Source organism: Polycladidibacter stylochi (assembly GCF_001562055.1).
GTDB lineage: Bacteria > Pseudomonadota > Alphaproteobacteria > Rhizobiales > Stappiaceae > Pseudovibrio > Pseudovibrio stylochi.
The window spans coordinates 1-20,474 of sequence record NZ_LLWE01000024.1; the positions used below are offsets into that span (position 1 = coordinate 1).

Annotated in this window: 19 protein-coding genes; 12 read left to right on the forward strand and 7 right to left on the reverse strand. The window is 49.0% G+C overall.

The window, feature by feature from the left end; all coding sequences use genetic code 11:
* Window positions 1–343, forward strand: a 343-nt coding sequence (locus tag AYK67_RS17360) for a hypothetical protein (protein WP_206597509.1), incomplete at its 5' end; no start/stop codon positions are given.
* A 319-nt stretch (window positions 344–662) separates the two neighbouring features.
* Here the strand turns inward: AYK67_RS17360 and clpB are convergent.
* Complete coding sequence (gene clpB / locus AYK67_RS06390) at window positions 663–3,245, reverse strand: ATP-dependent chaperone ClpB (RefSeq protein ID WP_068083934.1); 2,583 nt, start codon at window positions 3,243–3,245, stop codon at window positions 663–665.
* A 281-nt stretch (window positions 3,246–3,526) separates the two neighbouring features.
* Between clpB and AYK67_RS06395 the strand changes: the two genes are divergently transcribed.
* Window positions 3,527–4,282 carry an MOSC domain-containing protein gene (locus AYK67_RS06395; RefSeq protein ID WP_068083937.1) on the forward strand — a complete coding sequence of 252 codons (756 nt, stop codon included), beginning with the start codon at window positions 3,527–3,529 and terminating at the stop codon, window positions 4,280–4,282.
* 73 nt (window positions 4,283–4,355) lie between these two features.
* Here AYK67_RS06395 and secA read toward each other — a convergent pair whose 3' ends face one another.
* Window positions 4,356–7,151, reverse strand: coding sequence for a preprotein translocase subunit SecA (secA, locus tag AYK67_RS06400; RefSeq protein WP_068083940.1), 2,796 nt, complete (start codon window positions 7,149–7,151; stop codon window positions 4,356–4,358).
* A gap of 267 nt (window positions 7,152–7,418) precedes the next feature.
* Between secA and AYK67_RS06405 the strand changes: the two genes are divergently transcribed.
* From AYK67_RS06405 to AYK67_RS06425, 5 genes are all read left to right on the forward strand, one after another.
* Window positions 7,419–8,291, forward strand: coding sequence for a peptidylprolyl isomerase (locus AYK67_RS06405; RefSeq protein ID WP_068083943.1), 873 nt, complete (start codon window positions 7,419–7,421; stop codon window positions 8,289–8,291).
* A 102-nt stretch (window positions 8,292–8,393) separates the two neighbouring features.
* Complete coding sequence (argJ, locus tag AYK67_RS06410) at window positions 8,394–9,626, forward strand: bifunctional glutamate N-acetyltransferase/amino-acid acetyltransferase ArgJ (RefSeq protein WP_068083945.1); 1,233 nt, start codon at window positions 8,394–8,396, stop codon at window positions 9,624–9,626.
* Window positions 9,607–10,422 carry a GNAT family N-acetyltransferase gene (locus tag AYK67_RS06415; protein WP_068083947.1) on the forward strand — a complete coding sequence of 272 codons (816 nt, stop codon included), beginning with the start codon at window positions 9,607–9,609 and terminating at the stop codon, window positions 10,420–10,422. Before argJ ends, AYK67_RS06415 begins: the two co-directional genes overlap by 20 nt.
* 48 nt (window positions 10,423–10,470) lie before the next feature.
* Window positions 10,471–10,878, forward strand: a complete 408-nt coding sequence (gene mutT, locus AYK67_RS06420; RefSeq protein ID WP_068083949.1) for an 8-oxo-dGTP diphosphatase MutT — start codon at window positions 10,471–10,473, stop codon at window positions 10,876–10,878.
* A 14-nt stretch (window positions 10,879–10,892) separates the two neighbouring features.
* Window positions 10,893–11,123, forward strand: a complete 231-nt coding sequence (locus AYK67_RS06425) for a Flp family type IVb pilin (protein WP_082735678.1) — start codon at window positions 10,893–10,895, stop codon at window positions 11,121–11,123.
* Here the strand turns inward: AYK67_RS06425 and AYK67_RS06430 are convergent.
* The gene (locus AYK67_RS06430; protein WP_068083951.1) at window positions 11,120–12,001 is read right to left on the reverse strand and encodes a methyltransferase domain-containing protein; all 882 of its coding nucleotides are present in this window, start codon (window positions 11,999–12,001) and stop codon (window positions 11,120–11,122) included. The two genes, AYK67_RS06425 and AYK67_RS06430, sit on opposite strands and share 4 nt — an antisense overlap.
* A 153-nt stretch (window positions 12,002–12,154) precedes the next feature.
* Here AYK67_RS06430 and AYK67_RS06435 point away from each other — a divergent pair, with 153 nt between their 5' ends.
* The 4 genes from AYK67_RS06435 to AYK67_RS06450 all read left to right on the forward strand — a co-directional run bounded on the left by AYK67_RS06435 (window position 12,155) and on the right by AYK67_RS06450 (window position 14,914).
* Window positions 12,155–12,952 (forward strand): ComF family protein, encoded by a 798-nt coding sequence (locus AYK67_RS06435; RefSeq protein WP_068083953.1) that lies wholly within the window; start codon window positions 12,155–12,157, stop codon window positions 12,950–12,952.
* A 230-nt stretch (window positions 12,953–13,182) separates the two neighbouring features.
* On the forward strand, window positions 13,183–13,443 hold the full coding sequence (gene grxC / locus AYK67_RS06440) for a glutaredoxin 3 (RefSeq protein WP_068083955.1): 261 nt from the start codon (window positions 13,183–13,185) through the stop codon (window positions 13,441–13,443).
* 18 nt (window positions 13,444–13,461) lie between these two features.
* Complete coding sequence (locus tag AYK67_RS06445) at window positions 13,462–14,316, forward strand: carbon-nitrogen hydrolase family protein (protein ID WP_068083957.1); 855 nt, start codon at window positions 13,462–13,464, stop codon at window positions 14,314–14,316.
* Complete coding sequence (locus AYK67_RS06450; protein ID WP_068083958.1) at window positions 14,309–14,914, forward strand: DUF1178 family protein; 606 nt, start codon at window positions 14,309–14,311, stop codon at window positions 14,912–14,914. Before AYK67_RS06445 ends, AYK67_RS06450 begins: the two co-directional genes overlap by 8 nt.
* Window positions 14,915–15,105: 191 nt before the next feature.
* Here AYK67_RS06450 and eno read toward each other — a convergent pair whose 3' ends face one another.
* The 4 genes from eno to ubiG form a co-directional block, all read right to left on the reverse strand.
* Window positions 15,106–16,398, reverse strand: a complete 1,293-nt coding sequence (gene eno / locus AYK67_RS06455; protein WP_068083960.1) for a phosphopyruvate hydratase — start codon at window positions 16,396–16,398, stop codon at window positions 15,106–15,108.
* Between the two features lie 72 nt (window positions 16,399–16,470).
* Window positions 16,471–17,244, reverse strand: a complete 774-nt coding sequence (locus AYK67_RS06460; RefSeq protein WP_068083961.1) for a hypothetical protein — start codon at window positions 17,242–17,244, stop codon at window positions 16,471–16,473.
* 238 nt (window positions 17,245–17,482) lie between these two features.
* Window positions 17,483–18,175, reverse strand: a complete 693-nt coding sequence (locus AYK67_RS06465; protein ID WP_068083962.1) for an alpha/beta fold hydrolase — start codon at window positions 18,173–18,175, stop codon at window positions 17,483–17,485.
* A 33-nt stretch (window positions 18,176–18,208) separates the two neighbouring features.
* Entirely contained in the window at window positions 18,209–18,979 is a 771-nt protein-coding gene (ubiG, locus tag AYK67_RS06470) for a bifunctional 2-polyprenyl-6-hydroxyphenol methylase/3-demethylubiquinol 3-O-methyltransferase UbiG (protein WP_068083963.1), read from the reverse strand.
* Window positions 18,980–19,136: 157 nt separating this feature from the next.
* Here ubiG and AYK67_RS06475 point away from each other — a divergent pair, with 157 nt between their 5' ends.
* Entirely contained in the window at window positions 19,137–20,387 is a 1,251-nt protein-coding gene (locus AYK67_RS06475; RefSeq protein WP_068083964.1) for an aspartate kinase, read from the forward strand.
* Window positions 20,388–20,474 lie beyond the last annotated feature (87 nt).

Sequence of the window (20,474 nt, forward strand, 5' to 3'; positions counted from 1 at the left end):
AACTCAAAATCCAAACTCTCATCCAGATCCCAAGTCGCAGACAGCGCCGCCTACGTTTCTCTTTCTAAATCATATTCAATTGTCAATGAACCCGAGGAAATTCCTCGCTTTTTTCAACCCCATCCGGCAACCCCGTGGGGCCCGTCCGTTTGGCGTGGAGCGGTTTATAGGCACTCAAACCCAACCCGTCAACACCACAAGCATAAAAAATAACAAAATGCGCAAAAAACTTCTCAAAGCACCCAAAAACACCCTCAAACTACACCAAAACACCCCCCTCACAACCATAGATATACACACAAGAACAAAACAGGAAAACCCGCAGAAACACAACACGAAATAACACCCAGCAATTCAACTAAACCATTATAAACAACCCTCTTTTCCACCAATCCTTAACAAACTACTAAAATCAACAGCACAAGCAAAACAACGAAAAGCCGAACCTAGGAGAGAGAGAAAACACAAACACAGAGACAAAGTGGAGAGCGAACAACCAGACAAACACCAAGCGCAAAGATCAATAAATAAGTGAGCCCCAAACGAGAGCAAGATCTGGCAAAAAAGTGCCAGGAGAGGACGAAGTGAAAGAAAAGACTAATGCGAAAAGCAAACCCCCGCCATTCTGGCGAGGGTTTCTATGAGTTTACGCCCAAAGATGCTTACATTGTTGTAAAGGTCAATTGGCCATCCTGAATTGTGCTTTCGACTTTTTGCCCCTCGATTATTTCCCCCCCCAAGATTAACTCAGCTAGCGGATCTTGCACCTGCTTTTGGATCACCCGTTTCAATGGTCGTGCGCCATAGGCTGGATCATAGCCTTTGTCTGCCAGCCAGTTTATGGCAGCATCATTCAGATCAAGCTGAATACCACGATCATCCAGCAGCTTTTGCAAGCGCTTCAATTGTACATGCACAATCGCCGACATCTGCTCTCGTTGCAAACGGTGGAAGAGTATGATCTCGTCTAGACGATTTAAGAATTCAGGCCTGAAGTGGTTGCGCACTGCCGCCATAACCGGCTCACGTACCGCGTCAACACCTTGCCCCTCTTCCTGAAGAACAAGAAATTCTGCCCCCAGGTTGGAAGTTAAAATGATCAGTGTATTGCGAAAGTCGACGGTACGCCCTTGTCCATCGGTCAAGCGCCCTTCATCAAGCACTTGCAGCAGAACGTTAAAGACATCCGAATGCGCTTTCTCGATTTCATCGAACAACACAACCTGATAGGGGCGACGACGAACAGCCTCGGTTAATGCCCCCCCTTCCTCGTAGCCCACATAACCGGGAGGAGCTCCGATCAAACGGGCGACACTATGCTTTTCCATGAACTCGGACATGTCTATGCGCACCATAGCTGTCTCGTCATCAAACAGATAAGACGCCAGCGATTTGGTCAGCTCGGTCTTACCCACGCCGGTAGGACCTAAGAACAAAAATGAGCCAATTGGACGGTTCGGGTCCTGCAAACCGGCACGCGAACGTCGCACTGCGGTAGATACAGCACTCACCGCTTCGGCTTGACCAATGACCCGCTTACCGATTTCCTCTTCCATCCGCAGCAGCTTTTCACGCTCACCTTCCAGCATTTTATCAATCGGGATACCGGTCCAGCGAGAAACCACCTGTGCAATACCTTCACTCTCAACGGTTTCATTGACCATCGTCGCTGTGTCGTCTTCATCTAAAGCTTCTGCAGCCGTTATTTTGCGCTCTAAATCGGGAATAACACCATAGGCAAGCTCGCCTGCCTTGGCCAAATCACCACGACGTTGCGCTTGCTCCAATGCAATACGTGCCTCATCAAGCTGCTCTTTTAGCTTTTGCTCCGAACTCAGCTTGTCTTTTTCGCCTTGCCAGCGCTGGGTCAGTGCCTGCGATTGTTCTTCCAAATCACTGAGTTCGATTTCCAGACGATTAAGCCGCTCCTTTGTGGCATCATCACTTTCTTTCTTTAACGCTTCACGCTCGATCTTCAGCTGGATAATGCGGCGATCCAACTCGTCCAGCTCTTCCGGCTTTGAATCCACCTGCATGCGCAAACGGCTTGCCGCTTCGTCGACCAAATCAATGGCTTTATCAGGTAGAAAACGATCGGTGATATAGCGATCAGAAAGCGTCGCCGCAGCGACAATAGCACTATCGGAAATACGCACCCCATGGTGCAGCTCGTACTTTTCTTTAATGCCGCGCAAAATAGAAATAGTGTCTTCCACACTGGGCTGGCTGACAAACACCGGTTGGAAACGCCGCGCCAATGCTGGATCTTTCTCCACATGCTTGCGATATTCATCCAGCGTTGTGGCACCCACACAGTGCAGTTCACCACGCGCCAAGGCAGGCTTGAGCAGGTTTGAGGCATCCATGGCACCGTCAGACTTACCTGCCCCAACCAAAGTGTGCATCTCGTCAATAAACAGCACAATGCCACCTTCGGCCGCTTGCACCTCGTTCAAAACACCCTTTAGGCGCTCTTCAAACTCACCACGATATTTGGCACCAGCAATCAATGCACCCATATCCAATGCAAGTAGCTGTTTATCACGTAATGATTCCGGCACATCTCCATTAACAATACGCAGGGCAAGGCCTTCAGCAATGGCCGTTTTACCAACACCGGGTTCACCAATGAGGACAGGGTTGTTTTTCGTGCGACGTGACAAAACTTGTATGGCGCGACGGATTTCTTCATCACGGCCAATAACCGGGTCCAACTTGCCATCACGCGCCGCCTGTGTGAGGTCCTGCGCGTATTTCTTCAACGCATCATACTGGTTTTCGGCTGATGCAGAATCAGCTGTGCGCCCTTTACGCAATGCGTTAATTGCCTCGTTCAAACCACTAGCGTTTACACCAGCTTGTGCCAAAGCTTTTCCAGCCTTGCTACTTTTATCCATGCATAACGCCAGGAGTAACCGCTCAACTGTGACAAAAGAGTCCCCCGCCTTATCGGCGATTTTCTCAGCCTGTTCAAAGAGGCGTGCTGTTTCTGCGGCCAGATAGAGCTGGCCATTGCCACCAGAAACCTGCGGCATTGCAGCCAAGTCGGCTTCCACCTGTAAGCGTACATCCTGCGTGCGGCCGCCGGAGCGCTCAATCAGACCACTACACAGTCCTTCTTTGTCATCCAGTAAAACCTTAAGGATGTGCTCTGGCGTAAATTGTTGATGGTTTTGACCAATGGCATAAGTTTGAGCCGACTGGATAAAGCCACGCGCACGTTCTGTATACTTTTCAATATTCATCTATGATCTCCTGTTACCAGCACACCCGAAGCGTGTACGGCCTGTAAGAAACCGTGAGCCTTCTTCGAAGCACTCACATAAGGGAATTTTCTTCCCACTCCTTTGATATAGTCATGTAAATTACGCACAAAAGGGGAAGACATTTTTTTATTTCTAATATGCTAGCCATTCCAACCTTGCCCCGCCCAGACCAAACCACGAAAATTCTTTCGTCCTCAGCACTTTAGCTGTACACTCCAACTCCCGATTTCACCTAAATCAATTGTTTGCCAGGTAAGCACATGCAAATTTCACAATTATGGACCTACCCCGTAAAAGGCTTAAGTCCAGAAAAACTAAAAAGTGTTGATTTACAAACCGGGGGCACATTCCCCTTTGACAGGGCTTATGCAATTGAAAATGGTCCTGCCGGTTTTGACCCGCAAAACCCGCAGCATATCTCCAAAATGCGCTTCATCGTTTTGGCACGGTTTGCCAGCCTTGCAAAACTTAAAACCAGTTTTGACATGCAAACACAAATACTTACTATCCATAAGAGCGGCCAAACACTTGCGCAAGGCTGCCTGTTAGAGCCTGAAGGTCGGAAAGAAATTGAAGATTTCTTTGATACGGAAATGCACGATGAGCTCACAGGAAAAGCAAAAGTCCTGAACGCTGCAAACCATTCCTTTTCGGACTTAAAAGAAAAACGCATCCACTTGATTAATGCGCAAAGCCTGCGTGAGCTTTCAAAGATCACAGGTCAACAACTCGATCCGCTGCGCTTTCGCGCCAACATCTTGGTAGAGGGATTAGAGCCATGGCAAGAGTTCGAATGGCAAGACAAAACCATCGAAAGCAGCGGAGGCGTGCGTTTCTCGTTCCACAAAGCCACCAAGCGATGCGCTGCAACAACTGTAAATCTTGAGAGTGCCCAAAGAGACTTGCCACTACCTAAAATCCTAAGCGAAAATTATGGCCATATGGACTTTGGCATTTATTTAAAAGTCGAAAATAACGGCACACTCGCTGATGGCGACACCCTAAAGGTTATCTAGCGGCACCAGCCCAATAGATTCTCAAGGACAAATAAAAACGGGAGGCCGAAGCCTCCCGTCGCATTCGATAGCTTTATACCAAAGCACCGTGACAGTGCTTGTATTTTTTGCCCGAACCACAAGGACAAGGTTCGTTACGCCCAACCTTACCCCAAGTCTCTGGACTTTCAGGATCACGTCCATCTGGTGCCGCTGCCGCGCGCGCTGCAGCCAATTGACGATCGGCCAATGCCATCTCGTCTTCACCTGTTGTGGCATCAGTGTGGTGAGCACTCATTTGCGGCAGGTCCGCATTGGTTGGCATACGTGGTTGTTCTTGCACCAACTCAACCCGCATTAGCTGGCTTGTGGTTGCCATGCGCAAGTTCGAGAGCATTGCTTCAAACAGCGAGAAAGCCTCGGTCTTGTATTCTTGTAGCGGATCACGTTGGCCATAGCCACGCAAACCGACAACAGAGCGCAAGTGGTCAAGGTTCGCCAAGTGTTCGCGCCATAAATGATCAACTGTCTGTAAAAGAATAGCTTTTTCGACCTGACGAATAATATCGGCACCATAATTGGCAGCTTTTGCAGCCATAGCCTCCGCAGCCGCTTTCTTTATCCGTACGGTCACTTCTTCATCGGCAATGCCTTCTTCATTGGCCCAATCCACAATCGGTAGGTCCAAATTCAAGCCATTGTGAACTTCACTTTGTAAGCTCTCTGTATCCCACTGCTCTGGGTAGGCGCGCTCGGGAATATACTTGGCAACGAGGTCTTCAATAACCTCTTCACGCATTTCCGCAACAGCTTCTTGAATAACCTCGCCATCCATCATTTCAAGACGTTGCTCAAACACCACCTTACGCTGGTCGTTCATAACATCGTCGAATTTCAGAAGGTTCTTACGAATATCGAAGTTACGTGCCTCAACTTTTTGTTGAGCTTTTTCAAGCGCTTTGTTGATCCATGGATGAACAATTGCCTCGCCCTCTTTTAGGCCCAGTTTCTGCAGCATGGAATCCATGCGCTCAGAACCAAAAATGCGCATCAAATCATCTTGCAATGACAAATAGAATTTAGAGCAGCCCGGATCACCCTGACGGCCGGAACGACCACGCAGCTGATTATCAATACGCCGGCTTTCGTGGCGTTCGGTAGCAACCACATACAAGCCACCGGCTTCAAGCGCAGTCTGCTTTAAGCTCTCGATCTGTTCTTTAATGGATGCTTCTTTTGAAGTGCGCTCTGCCCCCTCAGCCATATCACCAAGTTCGGCAGCCAACCGCATGTCCACGTTACCGCCCAATTGAATATCGGTACCACGGCCCGCCATATTGGTTGCAATCGTCACGGCACCCGGCACACCGGCCTGAGCAATAATAGAGGCTTCTTGCTCGTGATAACGCGCATTCAAAACAGAAAACAGCTTAGGGTGTTTACCATCTTTGCTTTCATAGAGCGGCGCAAAGGCTTTTGGGTTAGACAAGTCGATTTGCTTGTATCCATGTTTTTTCAAAAGCTCGGCAATCAACTCTGATTTCTCAATGGACGTCGTACCCACCAGTATCGGTTGACCACGGCCATTACAGTCATCAATCAACTCAATGATCGCGTTGTATTTTTCTTCAGCTGTCCGGTAGACTTCGTCATCCTCATCCACACGCTTTACAGGCAAGTTCGTAGGAATCTCGATAACCTCAAGGCTGTAGATATCCATAAACTCGTCGGCTTCCGTCATAGCGGTACCTGTCATACCGGCAAGTTTTTCATACATACGGAAGTAATTCTGGAACGTGATCGAAGCCAGCGTCTGGTTTTCAGGCTGAACAGCAACACTTTCTTTCGCTTCCAAGGCTTGGTGAAGCCCTTCGGAAAAGCGGCGGCCTGGCATCATACGACCTGTAAACTCATCAATAATTACAACTTCATTATTGCGGACAATATAATCTTTATCACGTTGGAAAAGTGTGTGTGCTTTCAGTGCCTGTTGAAGGTGGTGAACAACCGCAACGTTTTCCACATCATATAGCGAATCACCTTTCAGCAAACCGGCCTCAGCCAGTAACGTTTCAAGCTTTTCATTGCCTTCTTCGGTGAAGGTCGCAGAGCGCGCTTTTTCGTCCAGCTCGTAATCTTCAGTGCTGATTTGCGGTATAAAGCCGTCTATTGTCTTGTAAAAATCTGTTCGATCTTCAAGCGGACCGGAAATAATCAACGGCGTTCTGGCTTCATCGACAAGAATGGAATCAACCTCATCGACAATCGCAAAGTGATGTGGGCGCTGAACCATTGTTTCGCGCTCATACTTCATATTATCGCGCAGATAATCAAAGCCGAATTCGTTATTAGTACCGTAAGTTACATCCGCAGCATAAGCAGCCAAACGTTCTTCATCGCTGATACCATGAACGATAAGACCGGTGGTCAAGCCAAGGAAACGATAGACCTTGCCCATCCATTCCACATCGCGACTAGCCAGATAATCGTTCACTGTCACAACGTGAACACCCTTACCTGTCAATGCGTTAAGATAAACAGGCGCCGTTGCGACCAGTGTTTTACCTTCACCCGTACGCATTTCGGTAATCTGGCCTGCATGCAAAACCATACCACCAATGAGCTGCACATCGTAATGGCGCAAGCCCAACACACGCTTGGAAGCCTCGCGTACAACAGCAAACGCGGGCACCAGCAAATCATCAAGAGAAGCACCATCTCGTAACTTCTGGCGGAACTCGTCCGTTTTGGATTGCAGTTGCTGATCGCTTAAAGCCTGCATTTCTGGCTCTAAAGCGTTAATCATATCAACTTTTTGCCGCAGCACTTTAACCCTACGGTCATTAGCTGAACCAAATATCTTACGAGCGAGTGTGCCGAGCCCCACCATGTGGCGGTCCTTCCTGTTTGTGGGCTGCTTCATTCACAATCGATGCAAGCGCCCTAGAAATCGTCAAATTTCTGATCTATGCAGCTACAGACCCACGTCTTGGCAGTCTCGTGCTGCAACTCTTCAGAAGCCCTCCCAAAAAAAGCAGGGCGTCAGAGAGATAAGAGGGGGTCACTAAGTTGTCAACGGTAACAGCGCATGCTTGACTGCGCTTTATTGTAATTAAAGGTCCATTTTGGGCGCCATGTAACTGGAGAAAGACCGCGAATGCTTCGTAAATTTACAAAAACTCTTGCCGGAACAGTGGCCGTTTGTGCCATTGCGTTGAACATCACAGCACTTGAAGCCAATGCCGAAGAGCTTGATGATATTGTTGCAAAAGTTGGCAAGCAGGAAGTCACCGAAGCCGATTTGGCTTTCGCAGCCCGCGATTATGCACCCCAGTTGCAGCGCGTTCCACCAACCGAGTGGCGTAAGGTATTGATCGACGTCATGGTAGAAATGGATGTACTCGCCAATGCCGCAGAAAAAAACGGCATGGAAAATGACGAGAACTTCAAAAGGCTTATGAAATTTGAGCGCAATCGCGCCCTACGCAATGTTTACTATCAAAAATTCATCGCAAGCGCTGTCTCCGATGATCAGGTCAAAGCTGCCTATGATGAGCGCTATGCGAATTTTGAAGGCACACCGCAAATCTCGGCCCGCCATATTCTTTTGAAAACAGAAGAAGAAGCCAAGGAAGTCATCAAAGAGCTTGAAGGCGGCGCAGACTTTGCAGAATTGGCGAAAAAGAAATCCACAGGCCCTTCTGGCGCGAACGGCGGCGAGCTTGGCTACTTCAGCAAAGGCCAAATGGTACCAGAGTTTGAACAGGCAGCCTTCGCCATGAAAAAAGGCGAGTTCAGCAAAGAGCCGGTAAAAACACAATTTGGCTACCATGTCATTAAGGTTGAAGACAGCCGTAAAACACCAAAACCAACCTTTGACCAGGTAAAAGATAATATTAAGCAAGAGCTTACCGTTGCCAAATACAAAGAGGTTATGGAAAAGCTTAAAGCGGATACCAAAGTAGAAGTGCTCAAGGCAGAGCCTCAGGGTGAAGCTGCAAAAGAAACTCCGAAAGACACAAAGAAATAATAGTTTCCTGAGAACACCTCAGGAGATTAACACAATTGTGCCTTGTCAATTTAGCTCCGGTTGGTTTAACTCCAACCGGAGTTTTTATATCGGGAGCCCTCTATGTCTGGTCAATTATCACCACTTGCACCAAGTAGTTACCCTAGTATGCCCCCTGTCGCAGGTGTGCGCTTGGCCACAGCCGCCGCGGGCATCAAATATGAAGGGCGATCAGATGTCACTTTGGCGATTCTCGATGAAGGCACTCAAATCGCTGGCGTTTTCACCAAATCAATGTGTTCGTCCGCACCAGTGGATTGGTGCAAACACAACCTCGATCACGGTAAAGTCAGGGCAATTCTTATAAATTCCGGCAACGCAAACGCTTTTACCGGTAAAAAGGGCCAAGAATCTGTAAGCCTTTCAGCCAGGATGGTGATGGAAGCGCTTGGCTGCCATGAAGAAGAAGTGTACTTGGCATCAACGGGTGTCATTGGCGAGCCATTGCCAGCCGATCGCTTCGCCAATGTTATAGAAGGCCTAGTACGTTTGGCCAGCGACAGCCACTGGCGCCAGTCCGCCGAAGCAATCATGACCACTGACACGTTCCCCAAAATGGCCACAAGACAAATCATGCTTGGGGACAAAACTGTGACACTGAACGGTATAGCCAAAGGCGCTGGCATGATCGCACCAGACATGGCAACCATGCTTGGCTTTTTGTTTACCGACGCCGCAATTGCAGCCCCAGTTCTCCAGCAACTTTTAAGCAACTGTGTGACCGGTTCGTTCAATGCGATCACAGTAGATAGCGACACCTCAACCTCTGATACAGTATTGCTAGCTGCCACGGGCAAAAGCAACAATGAGTTAATCACGGATATTGACGATCCGCGCCTGGAAGGCTTTAAGCTTTCATTACAAGATGTTATGCGAGAACTCGCGCATATGATTGTCCGCGACGGTGAAGGTGCCACCAAATTTGTAGAAGTACAGGTTACAGGCGCAATAGATAGCAACTCGGCAAAAAAGATCGGCCTTTCCATCGCCAATTCACCTCTCGTCAAAACTGCTATCGCAGGCGAAGATGCCAACTGGGGCCGTGTGGTTATGGCCGTTGGGAAGGCTGGCGAACCTGCCGATCGTGATAAACTGGCCATTTGGTTCGGCGATATTCGCGTCGCTGTTGAAGGCGAGCGCGATCCGGACTACAGCGAGGAAGAAGCCTCGTTGGTAATGAAGAACAAAGAGATTCTCTTAAAAGTTGATCTGGGGATTGGCGAAGGGTCCAACACAGTCTGGACCTGCGATCTCACAAAGGAATATGTGGCCATTAATGGTGATTACAGAAGCTAAATGCGAACAAGGACCCGCACCGGTTTGTACACTGGAGCGGGTTTTACGATTGGAACAAGCCAACTTAAACTCATTCCCGGCTTATAAAAATCATTTTGATGGCGGGTGGATAACCCGCCTAACACCACAAAACCCTTCAAGGCGTATCAACTCGCTTAACTTTTACGAACCCAGCGACAACAAGAACATCGAAGCTCGCCTGATGCAATCGCGGGCTCGCTTTGCCAACCACAGCATTCCTTTCCACATTCGCTGGACCCCGTTAATGCCTAAGGATGTGGAACCCTTAGCATTGCAATTATGCCCCCAAAGGCTCGGGGAAACGATTGTTCTGGAACGTACGATCTGGGCCCTCGGAGAGCCAGATTTACCCGCATCTTATACCCTTGAACGCTGCCAGCTTGCAGACTTTATCCTCGCCTTCAAAGAGATTGGTGGAACACGCGATGCCGTCGTTCAACCGCATGCCCTTAAAAGCTTGGAAGTCGCGTTATCCGCTGTCCCCGCACAGCTGTTATGCTTAAAGGCAAGTGATAGCAACGGCAGGACTGCAGCTGTCTTGCTTGGCGTGATAGACGACGACTGCCTTGGAATTTTCGACGTTGCCACCGCCCCTTGGGCGCGGCGCCAAGGACTGGCCCGCGCATTGGTAATCGAAGTTCAACGTCTGGGAGCGGAAGCCGGAGCACAAACAGCATGGTTACAAGCAGTGACAGTTAACACCCCCGCGCAAGACCTCTATTCCTCGCTTGGCTATAAAGAAGCCTATCGTTACCACTACCTAAAACCAAAATAATTACAGTTAACAAACACATACCTAACTGTACCAAAACGGGACTTCCAAATGGTTAAGAATGTTATTGTCGTCGCCTGTGCTTTGCTTGATGCAGACAACAGAGTACTGCTGGCCCAGCGCCCGGAAGGCAAATCAATGGCAGGACTCTGGGAATTTCCAGGAGGCAAGTTAGAAAGTGGCGAAATTCCCGAGGAAGCGCTCATTCGCGAATTGCACGAAGAACTTGGCATTGTGGTTAAAAAAGAGTGCCTCGCTCCCCTCACCTTTGCATCCTATGGTTACAAAGATTTTCATCTCCTTATGCCACTTTTCGTTTGTAGACGGTGGAGCGGCACACCTATGGGGAAGGAAAATCAAGCGCTTAAATGGGTAAGACCTGTTCGCTTGAGAGACTACGATATGCCACCGGCTGACGAACCACTAATTCCACATATCATGGAGCTTGCCTCCATGTGAGTTTCGGGGCAACTATGATTTCACTATTGCGGCTTTCGCGCAAAAGTCACTGCGGCTTTTCACTACCATACCTAACCGAGGACGAAAAAGGCGCAGTTGCCATTGAGTACGCGCTCATTGCCGCAAGCATTGCTGTCATCGTGGTCACGGCATTTCTAACGTTGGGCAGTTCATTGGGAACCAGTTTTGAAGATACTGGCGATAAAATCGCCAATACAGCCAACCATATGCCCCAAACAGACTAATTCCCTTGCTTTGAAGGCAATACAGAAGCCAGGCTTACCTTTGCCGAGCCTGGCTTTAATGGCTTTTGCTGGCTTTCATGTGGAGCCCAGCCAGAAAGCGAAGCCAGTGTAAAAGTGGCACGAATACGGCCATCTTCATCGGCGTATTTATCATGGTAAATTTCGGCGGCACGGAAAAATAAATTCTTTGGGCTCAGTGACTTAAGTCGATCTTTAAGCGGATTGGTGACACCCATAACCCGCAAATCCTGCATCAGATTAAAAGCAGAATCATAGCGCACAGTTATCCGGTCCACATCACTCACTGGCAAAGCAAAGCCTGCCCGCTGCAACAGCCCCCCTAAATCTTTTGTATCTGCAAAGGGAATGACCCGCGGCGACACCCCACCGCTCAATTCCATTTCAGCAAGCATCAGGCAATCTCTCAGCTCATAAAGTGTATCTTGACCGAGCATGGTACCCAAAAACAAGCCATCAGGCTTAAGGCTTTGCTTTATTTGATATAATACGCCCGGTAAATCATCAACAAGCTGCAAGTGAAGGGCCGAGACAATCAGGTCGAAACGCTCTGCAGCCAGCGGTAAAGCACGATCATCCAAAACAAAATCAGGTTTCGGCAAATTCGGATCAGCGCAATAAAAATCACCGCGCAGGACCTCTCCCACTTTCCCCGACTGCTTCAGCGCCCGATAAACCAAACCGGTATGGCCCCCAAGATCCAGCCCCAAATCAAAGCTTTTCGTGGTTAAGCATAAACGTTCTTGCAAATCATCTGCGGCCATTTCCATTAAAAAACCGCTATCATTTTCGTATCGTTTTAGTGCCAGTTTGCGACGCAAAACGAGCGAATTATGGTCGAAAAGCGGTTCTTTTTGCATATCAATGTACCTTTGCAAAACGAGAGTGCAGCTAGATGCACCGCTCCCCGATTCCACATACCCAAAATGGCACCATGAAAATGAGAGAGGCCGCAGAGCTGCGACAACTTGTTATAATCGCACTTCATAGCGAATATTGCGAAACTTGTCTAAATGAACCTTTTGCCTCAACACACTGCACAAAACAAATATCGTTTAAATATAGGTTCTTTCGCCAAAATAATTTGGCACCAAATCAAAGAACTTATCTGGCCTACCACCTGTGGTGCCTGTGGGCAAATCATCGCCCCATTACCAAATCACAACACAAGCGCACTGTGCCCAGCCTGCTATCACAAACTAACAATTATCACCCCCCCTATTTGCCAGCACTTGGGCACACCATTACCCTATGACTTGGGCAAGGAGGCGCACTCGCCAGCAGCACTTGCCAGTTCCTTACACCATATCTCCCGTGTACGTACCGCATCCCTTTACAAGGGGACAGCGCAAACTCTGGTGCATAACTTGAAGTATCGCAACATGCCACAACTTGCCCAGCTCATGGCCACGCTTATGCGACAAAACTTCAACGCGCTGGTAACAGACAAGAGTATTTTGGTAAGTGTGCCTCTGCACCCAGTGCGCCTATGGCAGCGCGGTTACAACCAGGCAGAGCTTTTATGCCATCAACTAGAAAACTATAGTGGCTGCATACATTATCCCGCACTCAAGCGAATAAAAAACACCGCGCCGCAAGTAGGGCTAACAAAGCAGCAACGTCAGGAAAACCTGCAAAACGGTTTTAAACTAGCACCGCAATTCATAGGCCTAGTGACGGGGCAAAATGTCATTCTGGTTGATGATGTTTTCACAACAGGCGCAACGGCACAAGCATGCGCACACCAGTTACACCTTGCCGGGGCACGAACTGTCGATCTTGCGGTATTTGCAACCGTCCCCCTTGCATAACTCTACATGCCATAACCATGCCCGTTACATACCGTGCCCGCTAGAAGTCGCAGGCTTTTCAAAACCGAGGGTGGCGAAGAAACCTCGTGTGCGATTAAACGCTCACTTGTACCGCACAGCCAGTGACCTATATAGATGCTCTCAGGAAAAACTGTTTTACCCAATGCTCCCAAGAAATGCTGTAAAACAACGTTAAAACAGAGCATTAAGACGAGATAAGGAAACTGAACGTGGCAAACACCGTTATTTATACCCGCGACATGTGCGGCTATTGTGCCAAAGCCAAGCGCTTGCTTGACCAAAAGAATGTGGATTATGTTGAATATAATGCCAGCAAAGACCCCGCATACCGCCAGGAAATGATTTCAAAATCTAATGGCGCTGCAACGTATCCGCAGGTATTCATAGGTGAAGAGCACGTTGGTGGTTGCGACGACCTCTACGCACTGGAACGCCGTGGGCAACTTGATGCCCTGTTGGCGATTGCCTAACAAGCAAGGGTATTGAGCATGACAACATTTCGGGCAGCTGTAATTCAATTGCGATCAGGCCAAGACCCTGAAGAGAACTTGAAAGCCTGTGAGGCTTTTGTGCGTGAAGCAGCTGCCAAAGGCGCACAATATATACAAACGCCCGAAATGAGTAACCTGCTCACCCGCACCCGCCAAGCACAATGGCAGGCTGCCTACACACAAGAGCAAGACCCTTTTTTAGCGCGAATGTGTAAACTCTCGGCGCAGTTGGGCATATATCTTCACCTTGGCTCACTAGGACTGCGGCAAGGGCCAAAAATGCTTGTCAATCGTGGATTTTTCATCTCTCCAACAGGTGAAATTATAACGCACTATGACAAAATTCACATGTTCGATGTCGATTTACCCAATGGTGAAAGTTGGCGCGAATCTGAAAGCTATATCGCAGGCACCACCGCCCCTATTATTACCAGCCCCTATGCAAATTTTGGCATGGCAATTTGCTATGATGTACGCCAACCACAGCTGTTTCGAGCCCAAGCCCAACAAGGGGCCGATATCCTGACTGCTCCAGCCGCCTTTACCCGCCAAACAGGCAAAGCCCATTGGCACGTACTACAGCGGGCCAGAGCTATAGAAAATGGTGCCTACATGATATCCGCGGCTCAAGGTGGCCTTCATGAAGACAAGCGCGAAACCTACGGCCATAGCTTAGTGGTTAATCCTTGGGGTGAGGTCATCGCCGAATTAGAACATGACAATCCAGCGGTTTTACTGGCAGAAATTGACAGGAAGCAGGTAAAACTTGCGCGTTCACGCATACCGGCCCTTGCCAATGCCCGCTCTTTTGAAGTATCTGCGCTAGGCGCAGAGGAGAATTCAGGTGATTAAATATTCACTTGCTTGCGACCAAAAGCATAGCTTTGAGGCTTGGTTCCGCAATTCAGATGACTATGAAAAACAAAAACAGCTTGGCTTCGTTACTTGCCCTGTTTGCCAATCGGCATCTGTTGAGAAGCAATTAATGGCGCCCAACGTTTCCACATCGCGCAACCAGAAAAAAGCGCAGGCCCAGCGCCAACAAGAAATAGCAGCGCAAAAAGCCAAGAGTGCAAACGAAGAGCAAGCAGCCAAACAACCCGAAAAAGAAGCCGCAACACCAGCCAAAGCGCCCTTGTCATCAGCAGAAAGCACAGCAAAAAAGAGTGTTTTACCTGCAATGGGCAGTGTCTCGGCCAAACCTCAATTACAAGAAACACCCGCACCCCTGCGCGAATTAATGGATAAAATGCGCGAGTTTCGCCAGCAAGCAACAAAAAATGCCGACTATGTTGGCGATGCATTTGCCGAAGAAGCCCGCAAAATCCATTATGGCGAAAGTGAAGCCAGGGGTATTTACGGCGAGACCACCGTTAATGATGCCAAGGAGCTGATGGACGAAGGCATTGGCCTTGTTCCCCTACCCACATTGCCAGAAGACAAGAATTAACGCGATAAAGCGCTATACTAACTACAATCCATTATTTGTTAGTAATATGCACTTGATGCAAGTATTCCTTGGTTTATCAAAAAGCATCAACGGATGAGATTACCCGTTGATGTACATTATGCGCGTCAAAAAGCTTACCACAAACAACCTGCATGCAAAAGCTGGCTGGGTTTGGCAGCAAGAAACGTATTTTACTTAAAGCGACGCAAACTTCTTTCAATAAAGCTGTGATCGCCATAAACGGCAGTATCGCCCAATTCGTCCTCAATACGCATAAGACGGTTATATTTGGCAATGCGATCAGTTCGCGACATTGAGCCTGTTTTGATCTGGCCACAATTCGTAGCCACCGCTAAATCAGCAATTGTCGTATCTTCGGTCTCGCCCGAACGATGTGACACAAAACATGTATAGCCAGCCGTTTGTGCCCGCTCTATGGTGTCGAGCGTTTCACTTAATGTACCAATTTGGTTGAGCTTAATCAAAATTGAATTCGCTATACCCTGCTCAATCCCCTCATTCAGGTATTTGATATTGGTACAAAAATTATCATCACCCACCACTTGGCAATGCTGGCCTAATGCGTGGGTAATTTTCTTCCACCCTTCCCTATCATTCTCTCCCATAGGGTCTTCGACAGAAATAATCGGGTAGTCTTCAACCAGCTTAACGACATAGTCCACATGCGCGTCAATGCTGCGGGTCAAGTTCTCCCCCTTGAAGTGATAGGCACCATCACGCCAAAATTCCGAAGCTGCGGGATCAAGGCAAATGGCAATATCGCGGCCCGGCTGGTAACCTGCTGCTTCAATCGCACCAACAATATAGTCCAGTGCCTCACGCGCATTCGCCACATTCGGGGCAAAGCCGCCCTCATCCCCCACATTGGTAGGCTGTCCCACATTGTGCAATTGCTTTTGTAGTGTGTGAAACACTTCCGCACCCATGCGCACCGCCTCGCGCATACTGTCCGCCCCAATGGGCATAATCATAAATTCCTGATAGTCCATAGGATTATCGGCGTGTGCACCCCCGTTAATCACATTCATACTTGGCAATGGCAAAACGTGGGCATTGCTGCCGCCAATATAGCGATACAACGGCAAAAAGGCCGCATTGGCAGCAGCTTTTGCCACTGCAAGCGATACCGCCAATATTGCGTTGGCACCCAACCGCCCCTTATTTCCGGTGCCATCCAGCGCGATCATACCCATATCGATCTGCCGTTGCTCTTCGGCATGCAAACCAACCAAGGCTTCGCGGATTTCGCCATTCACATGGTCAACAGCTTTCAAAACCCCCTTGCCCAAATAACGAGCATCCCCATCGCGCAGCTCAAGCGCCTCACGCGCACCTGTAGATTTACCTGATGGCACAATCGCCAAGCCATGCGAGCCATCTTCTAAAATGACTTCAGCCTCAACAGTTGGTGTACTACGGCTATCAAGTACTTCACGAGCTGCGATATGTGTAATTTTTGTCATTACAGCGCTCCTTTATTATTGTTATGATTGCGCATTAGGGGCGAAAACAGGAGACACCTGCTTTCGCTTTTTTTATGCTGGCGTTTGTCGTGCCCGCCTTCCGCCTGCTGTCTTTGCTTTTGCTGCGGTACTTGCTGTGCGACGTGGCCGTTTGACATTGCTGCTTACGCTTGCAGCAGTTACTTCAGTTGCAGCTTCAGGGGTAGAACTCACATCAACAGCAATAGTATTCTCGTCCTTTACAGCAATAGAGGCCTTGCGTGGCGCAGGTTTAGTGCTCACCTGCTTTTGCATTGGAGCCTTCGTTATAGGACTGACATCCTCGTCCTTTTTTGCAGCAACAGTTTTGCTAATTTCCTGAGTTTTTTTTACCCGAGCCGTTCGCTTCGGTTTCTCATAGCTGTGCTCTCCTGGATGCAAATTATCTTTGTCCCGCTCTGACAATTCTTTGAAAGCACGGGCGCACTCTTGTGCTGTATGCTCATTTGTTTCGACACAGCCAGATAAACCACAAAGCATTTGTCCGGCTGCTTCGCTGCCATATTCTTGATAGTCAGTTAGCGCATTACCCATAAACTCAGAGGTTAAACGTCCCATTTCTGGGCCATTCGGAAACGCCATTAATCGTGTAAAAAGTTCGAACTGCGCCTGACAACGTTTTTGGACGAACGTTAAATGCTGTGCCAACAGATCATGGCCAGTTGAAAACCAGTCTTTTTGGCTTACCGCCATATGTTGCAAGCCAGTTCCATTAAGCCTGTCGAACTCCTCGGCCCAGTACCAAGCCTGCGAAGTTTGCTCCCAACTATCAGTTGACCAATTAAAGTGATTGCCTTCCTTGCTCATAACGCCTCCTCCCGCTGTCTGCTATCAGCGTAGAAACTCTGGGTCCGCGTAGGTTCTGTTGTGCATAGATCACACACAACAATCGGTGCCGTCATTTTTTGATACACCTTGGCGAAGGTTATAGGCAAGGAAACGGTCGAGCTGATATCCCTCATATTTAACGGGTGATTTATGGGTTCCCGAAATAGCTGTAGGTCATTGTGATTACAATTAAAAATAAGGGAGCAAGACTATAAATCTAGCTGCTCAATATCCCAGAGATTTTAAAGGCAACTTCCCTAGGCTTCTCTAGTAAACACAAATGCCCTGCTCCGGAAATTTGCTGCAACTGGCTGCCAGGTAATACCGCATGCATTTCATCCATCATTTCATAGGGTGTAACGATATCTTCCCCACCATGAATGAGGCAGCAAGGGGCTGCAAACCCGCTCAATGTTTCAAGTGATGCAGGACGTGCAGCAATTGCTTTTTGCTGGTTGACGAACCCCTGTACACCCACAGCCTCGGCCATAGCCCGATGGCACTGACGCAAATCATCCCGCCCCTGCTGTGCCTGCGCAAACATACTTGGAAATTGCGCCCTAATAATTTTGCCATAACCGCCCTTGGCCGCAATTTCGCATTGCTGCGCACGTGTACGCTGCATTTCAAGGCTATCTGACTTTGCATTGGTACTAATTAAAATCAAAGCATTAATTCGTTCAGGTGCTTGGCGAATCATTTCCATCGCCACATACCCTCCCATGGAGACACCCATAAGTGCAAATGAGGCCGGGGCGCGTGCCAGCGTTGCCGCCGCCATGGCCTCTACACTGTCATTTTCAAAAGTGTCACCACAGATTATCTCATGATCAGGCAGCGCTTTGAATAGTGGGTCGAACAGCGCTTGCGTACACACCAGCGCGGGCAAAACAACAACTGGCTGCCCCATTGAAACCACTCCCGAATTCTAAAGCTTATACCTTTAGGCAGATTTTGGCCTACGGGCAATCATCATATAATTCACCGAAAGGTCCGTCGAGCGTGACCAGGAATCCATGAGTGGATTATAGCTCACACCACACCGCTCGAAAACTTCCATACCAAAGCCTTTGAGCGGCACCTCAATTTCTTCCGGCTTGAGAAACTTATCATAGCTGTGGGTACCTGCTGGCAGCCAGCGCAAAATATATTCAGCCCCGATAATCGCCAATGCATATGACTTTAAAGTGCGGTTCAATGTAGCAATAAACATTAAGCCGCCCGGCTTCACCAACTTGGCGCAGGATTCAAGAAAAAGGTCAACATCCGCAACGTGTTCAATAACTTCCATGTTCAAAACAACATCAAACTGCTCGCCTGCTGCCACCAGTTGCTCGGCAGTTTCGGCGCGGTAGTCAATCTCTAACCCATTTTCTTGCGCATGAACGGACGCCACCTTGATGTTCTTTTCCGAAGCATCCGCGCCAGTCACGCTTGCACCCATCCGTGCCATCGGCTCAGAAAGCAGACCGCCACCACAACCGATATCGAGTATCTTCAGGCCGCTTAAAGCCTGAGGGTCTTTTTCATCACAATCGAAAGCGTCACAAATATACTCTTTTATGTAGCCCACCCGCACCGGGCTAAACTTGTGCAAGGGACGAAATTTTCCACTCGGGTCCCACCACTCGGCGGCAATCGCCGAAAAGCGGGCAACTTCGGCTTCATCAATTGTGGCACGATTAACAGTGCTGTCATTTTGCGCGGCGCTCATGATACCATCCCTCACTCTGCAACAGGCCAACTGGTGGTTCGTCTTGACGAATTTGTCAAGTCACAGGTTGCGATGAATAGCCACTAGCTGTATGCATGGGCACGAATTATGGCTCCTATACAGCCTGCTGCAAGGCCCTCGGAGGAAAAATTAGGCGATGGCCAGATTAGTAATGAAATTCGGCGGCACCTCCGTCGCCGACCTCGACCGCATCCGCAATGTTGCGCGGCATGTGAAACGAGAAGTGGACGCAGGAAACGAAGTGGCAGTTGTTGTCTCTGCAATGTCAGGGGTTACCAACTCACTTGTCGGATACACAAAAGAAGCTGCAGCAATACATGATGCACGCGAATACGACGCCGTGGTTGCCTCTGGAGAACAGGTAACTTCCGGCCTCCTGTCGATTGTACTGCAAGACATGGGCGTCGATGCCCGCTCGTGGCAAGGATGGCAAATCCCCATCCGCACCAACGAAGCGCATGGCGCTGCTCGAATAAAGAGCATTGAAGGCAAGACGCTGATCGAGCGCCTTGAACGCAAACAAGTGGCAGTTATTGCCGGGTTCCAAGGGCTGGCCCCTGACAACCGCATAGCAACGCTTGGACGTGGTGGCTCTGATACCAGTGCCGTAGCCATTGCAGCCGCAATTGAGGCCGACCGTTGCGATATTTACACTGATGTAGATGGTGTCTACACCACGGACCCGCGTATCGTTGCCAAAGCACAGCGCCTTGACCGCGTTGCCTTTGAGGAAATGCTGGAGATGGCATCACTAGGTGCCAAGGTCTTGCAAGTCCGCTCAGTAGAAATGGCAATGATACATGGTGTACGCACCTTTGTACGCTCAAGTTTTGACGACCCGGATGCGCCGCAAGTGGGCGCAGGCGGCTTACCGCCGGGAACCCTGATCTGTGACGAGGACGAAATAGTGGAACAGCAAGTGGTCACAGGCATCGCCTACTCTAAGGACGAAGCCCAGATTTCAATCCGCAATGTAGCCGACAAGCCCGGTGTAGCCAGTAATGTGTTCATTCCGCTGGCTGAGGCAAGCATCAATGTGGATATGATTGTCCAGAACATATCCCCAGATGGCAAAAGCACCGATATTACCTTTACGGTACCTGAAAGCGACTATGAACGCGCCCGTCAGGTGATTGAAAGCAACCTGGAAGGTATTGGCTTTGAGAACATCGAAGGGGCTACAGACGTTGTAAAAGTCTCGGTTATTGGCATGGGCATGCGTTCTCATGCTGGTGTTGCTGCCGAGTGTTTCCGTGGTCTTGCCGAGAAGGGCATCAACATCCGTGCTATTACCACATCGGAAATTAAAATCTCTGTATTGATAGATTCTGCGTATACTGAGCTTGCAGTAAGGACTCTGCATTCGCTATACGGTCTTGACGGTTAGAATCTCTTCTTACCAAATTTAAGAATTCACGCTCTGGTTTTACCCGGAGCGTGCAATTGGCTATAATGGCCTGAAACTCAAATACAG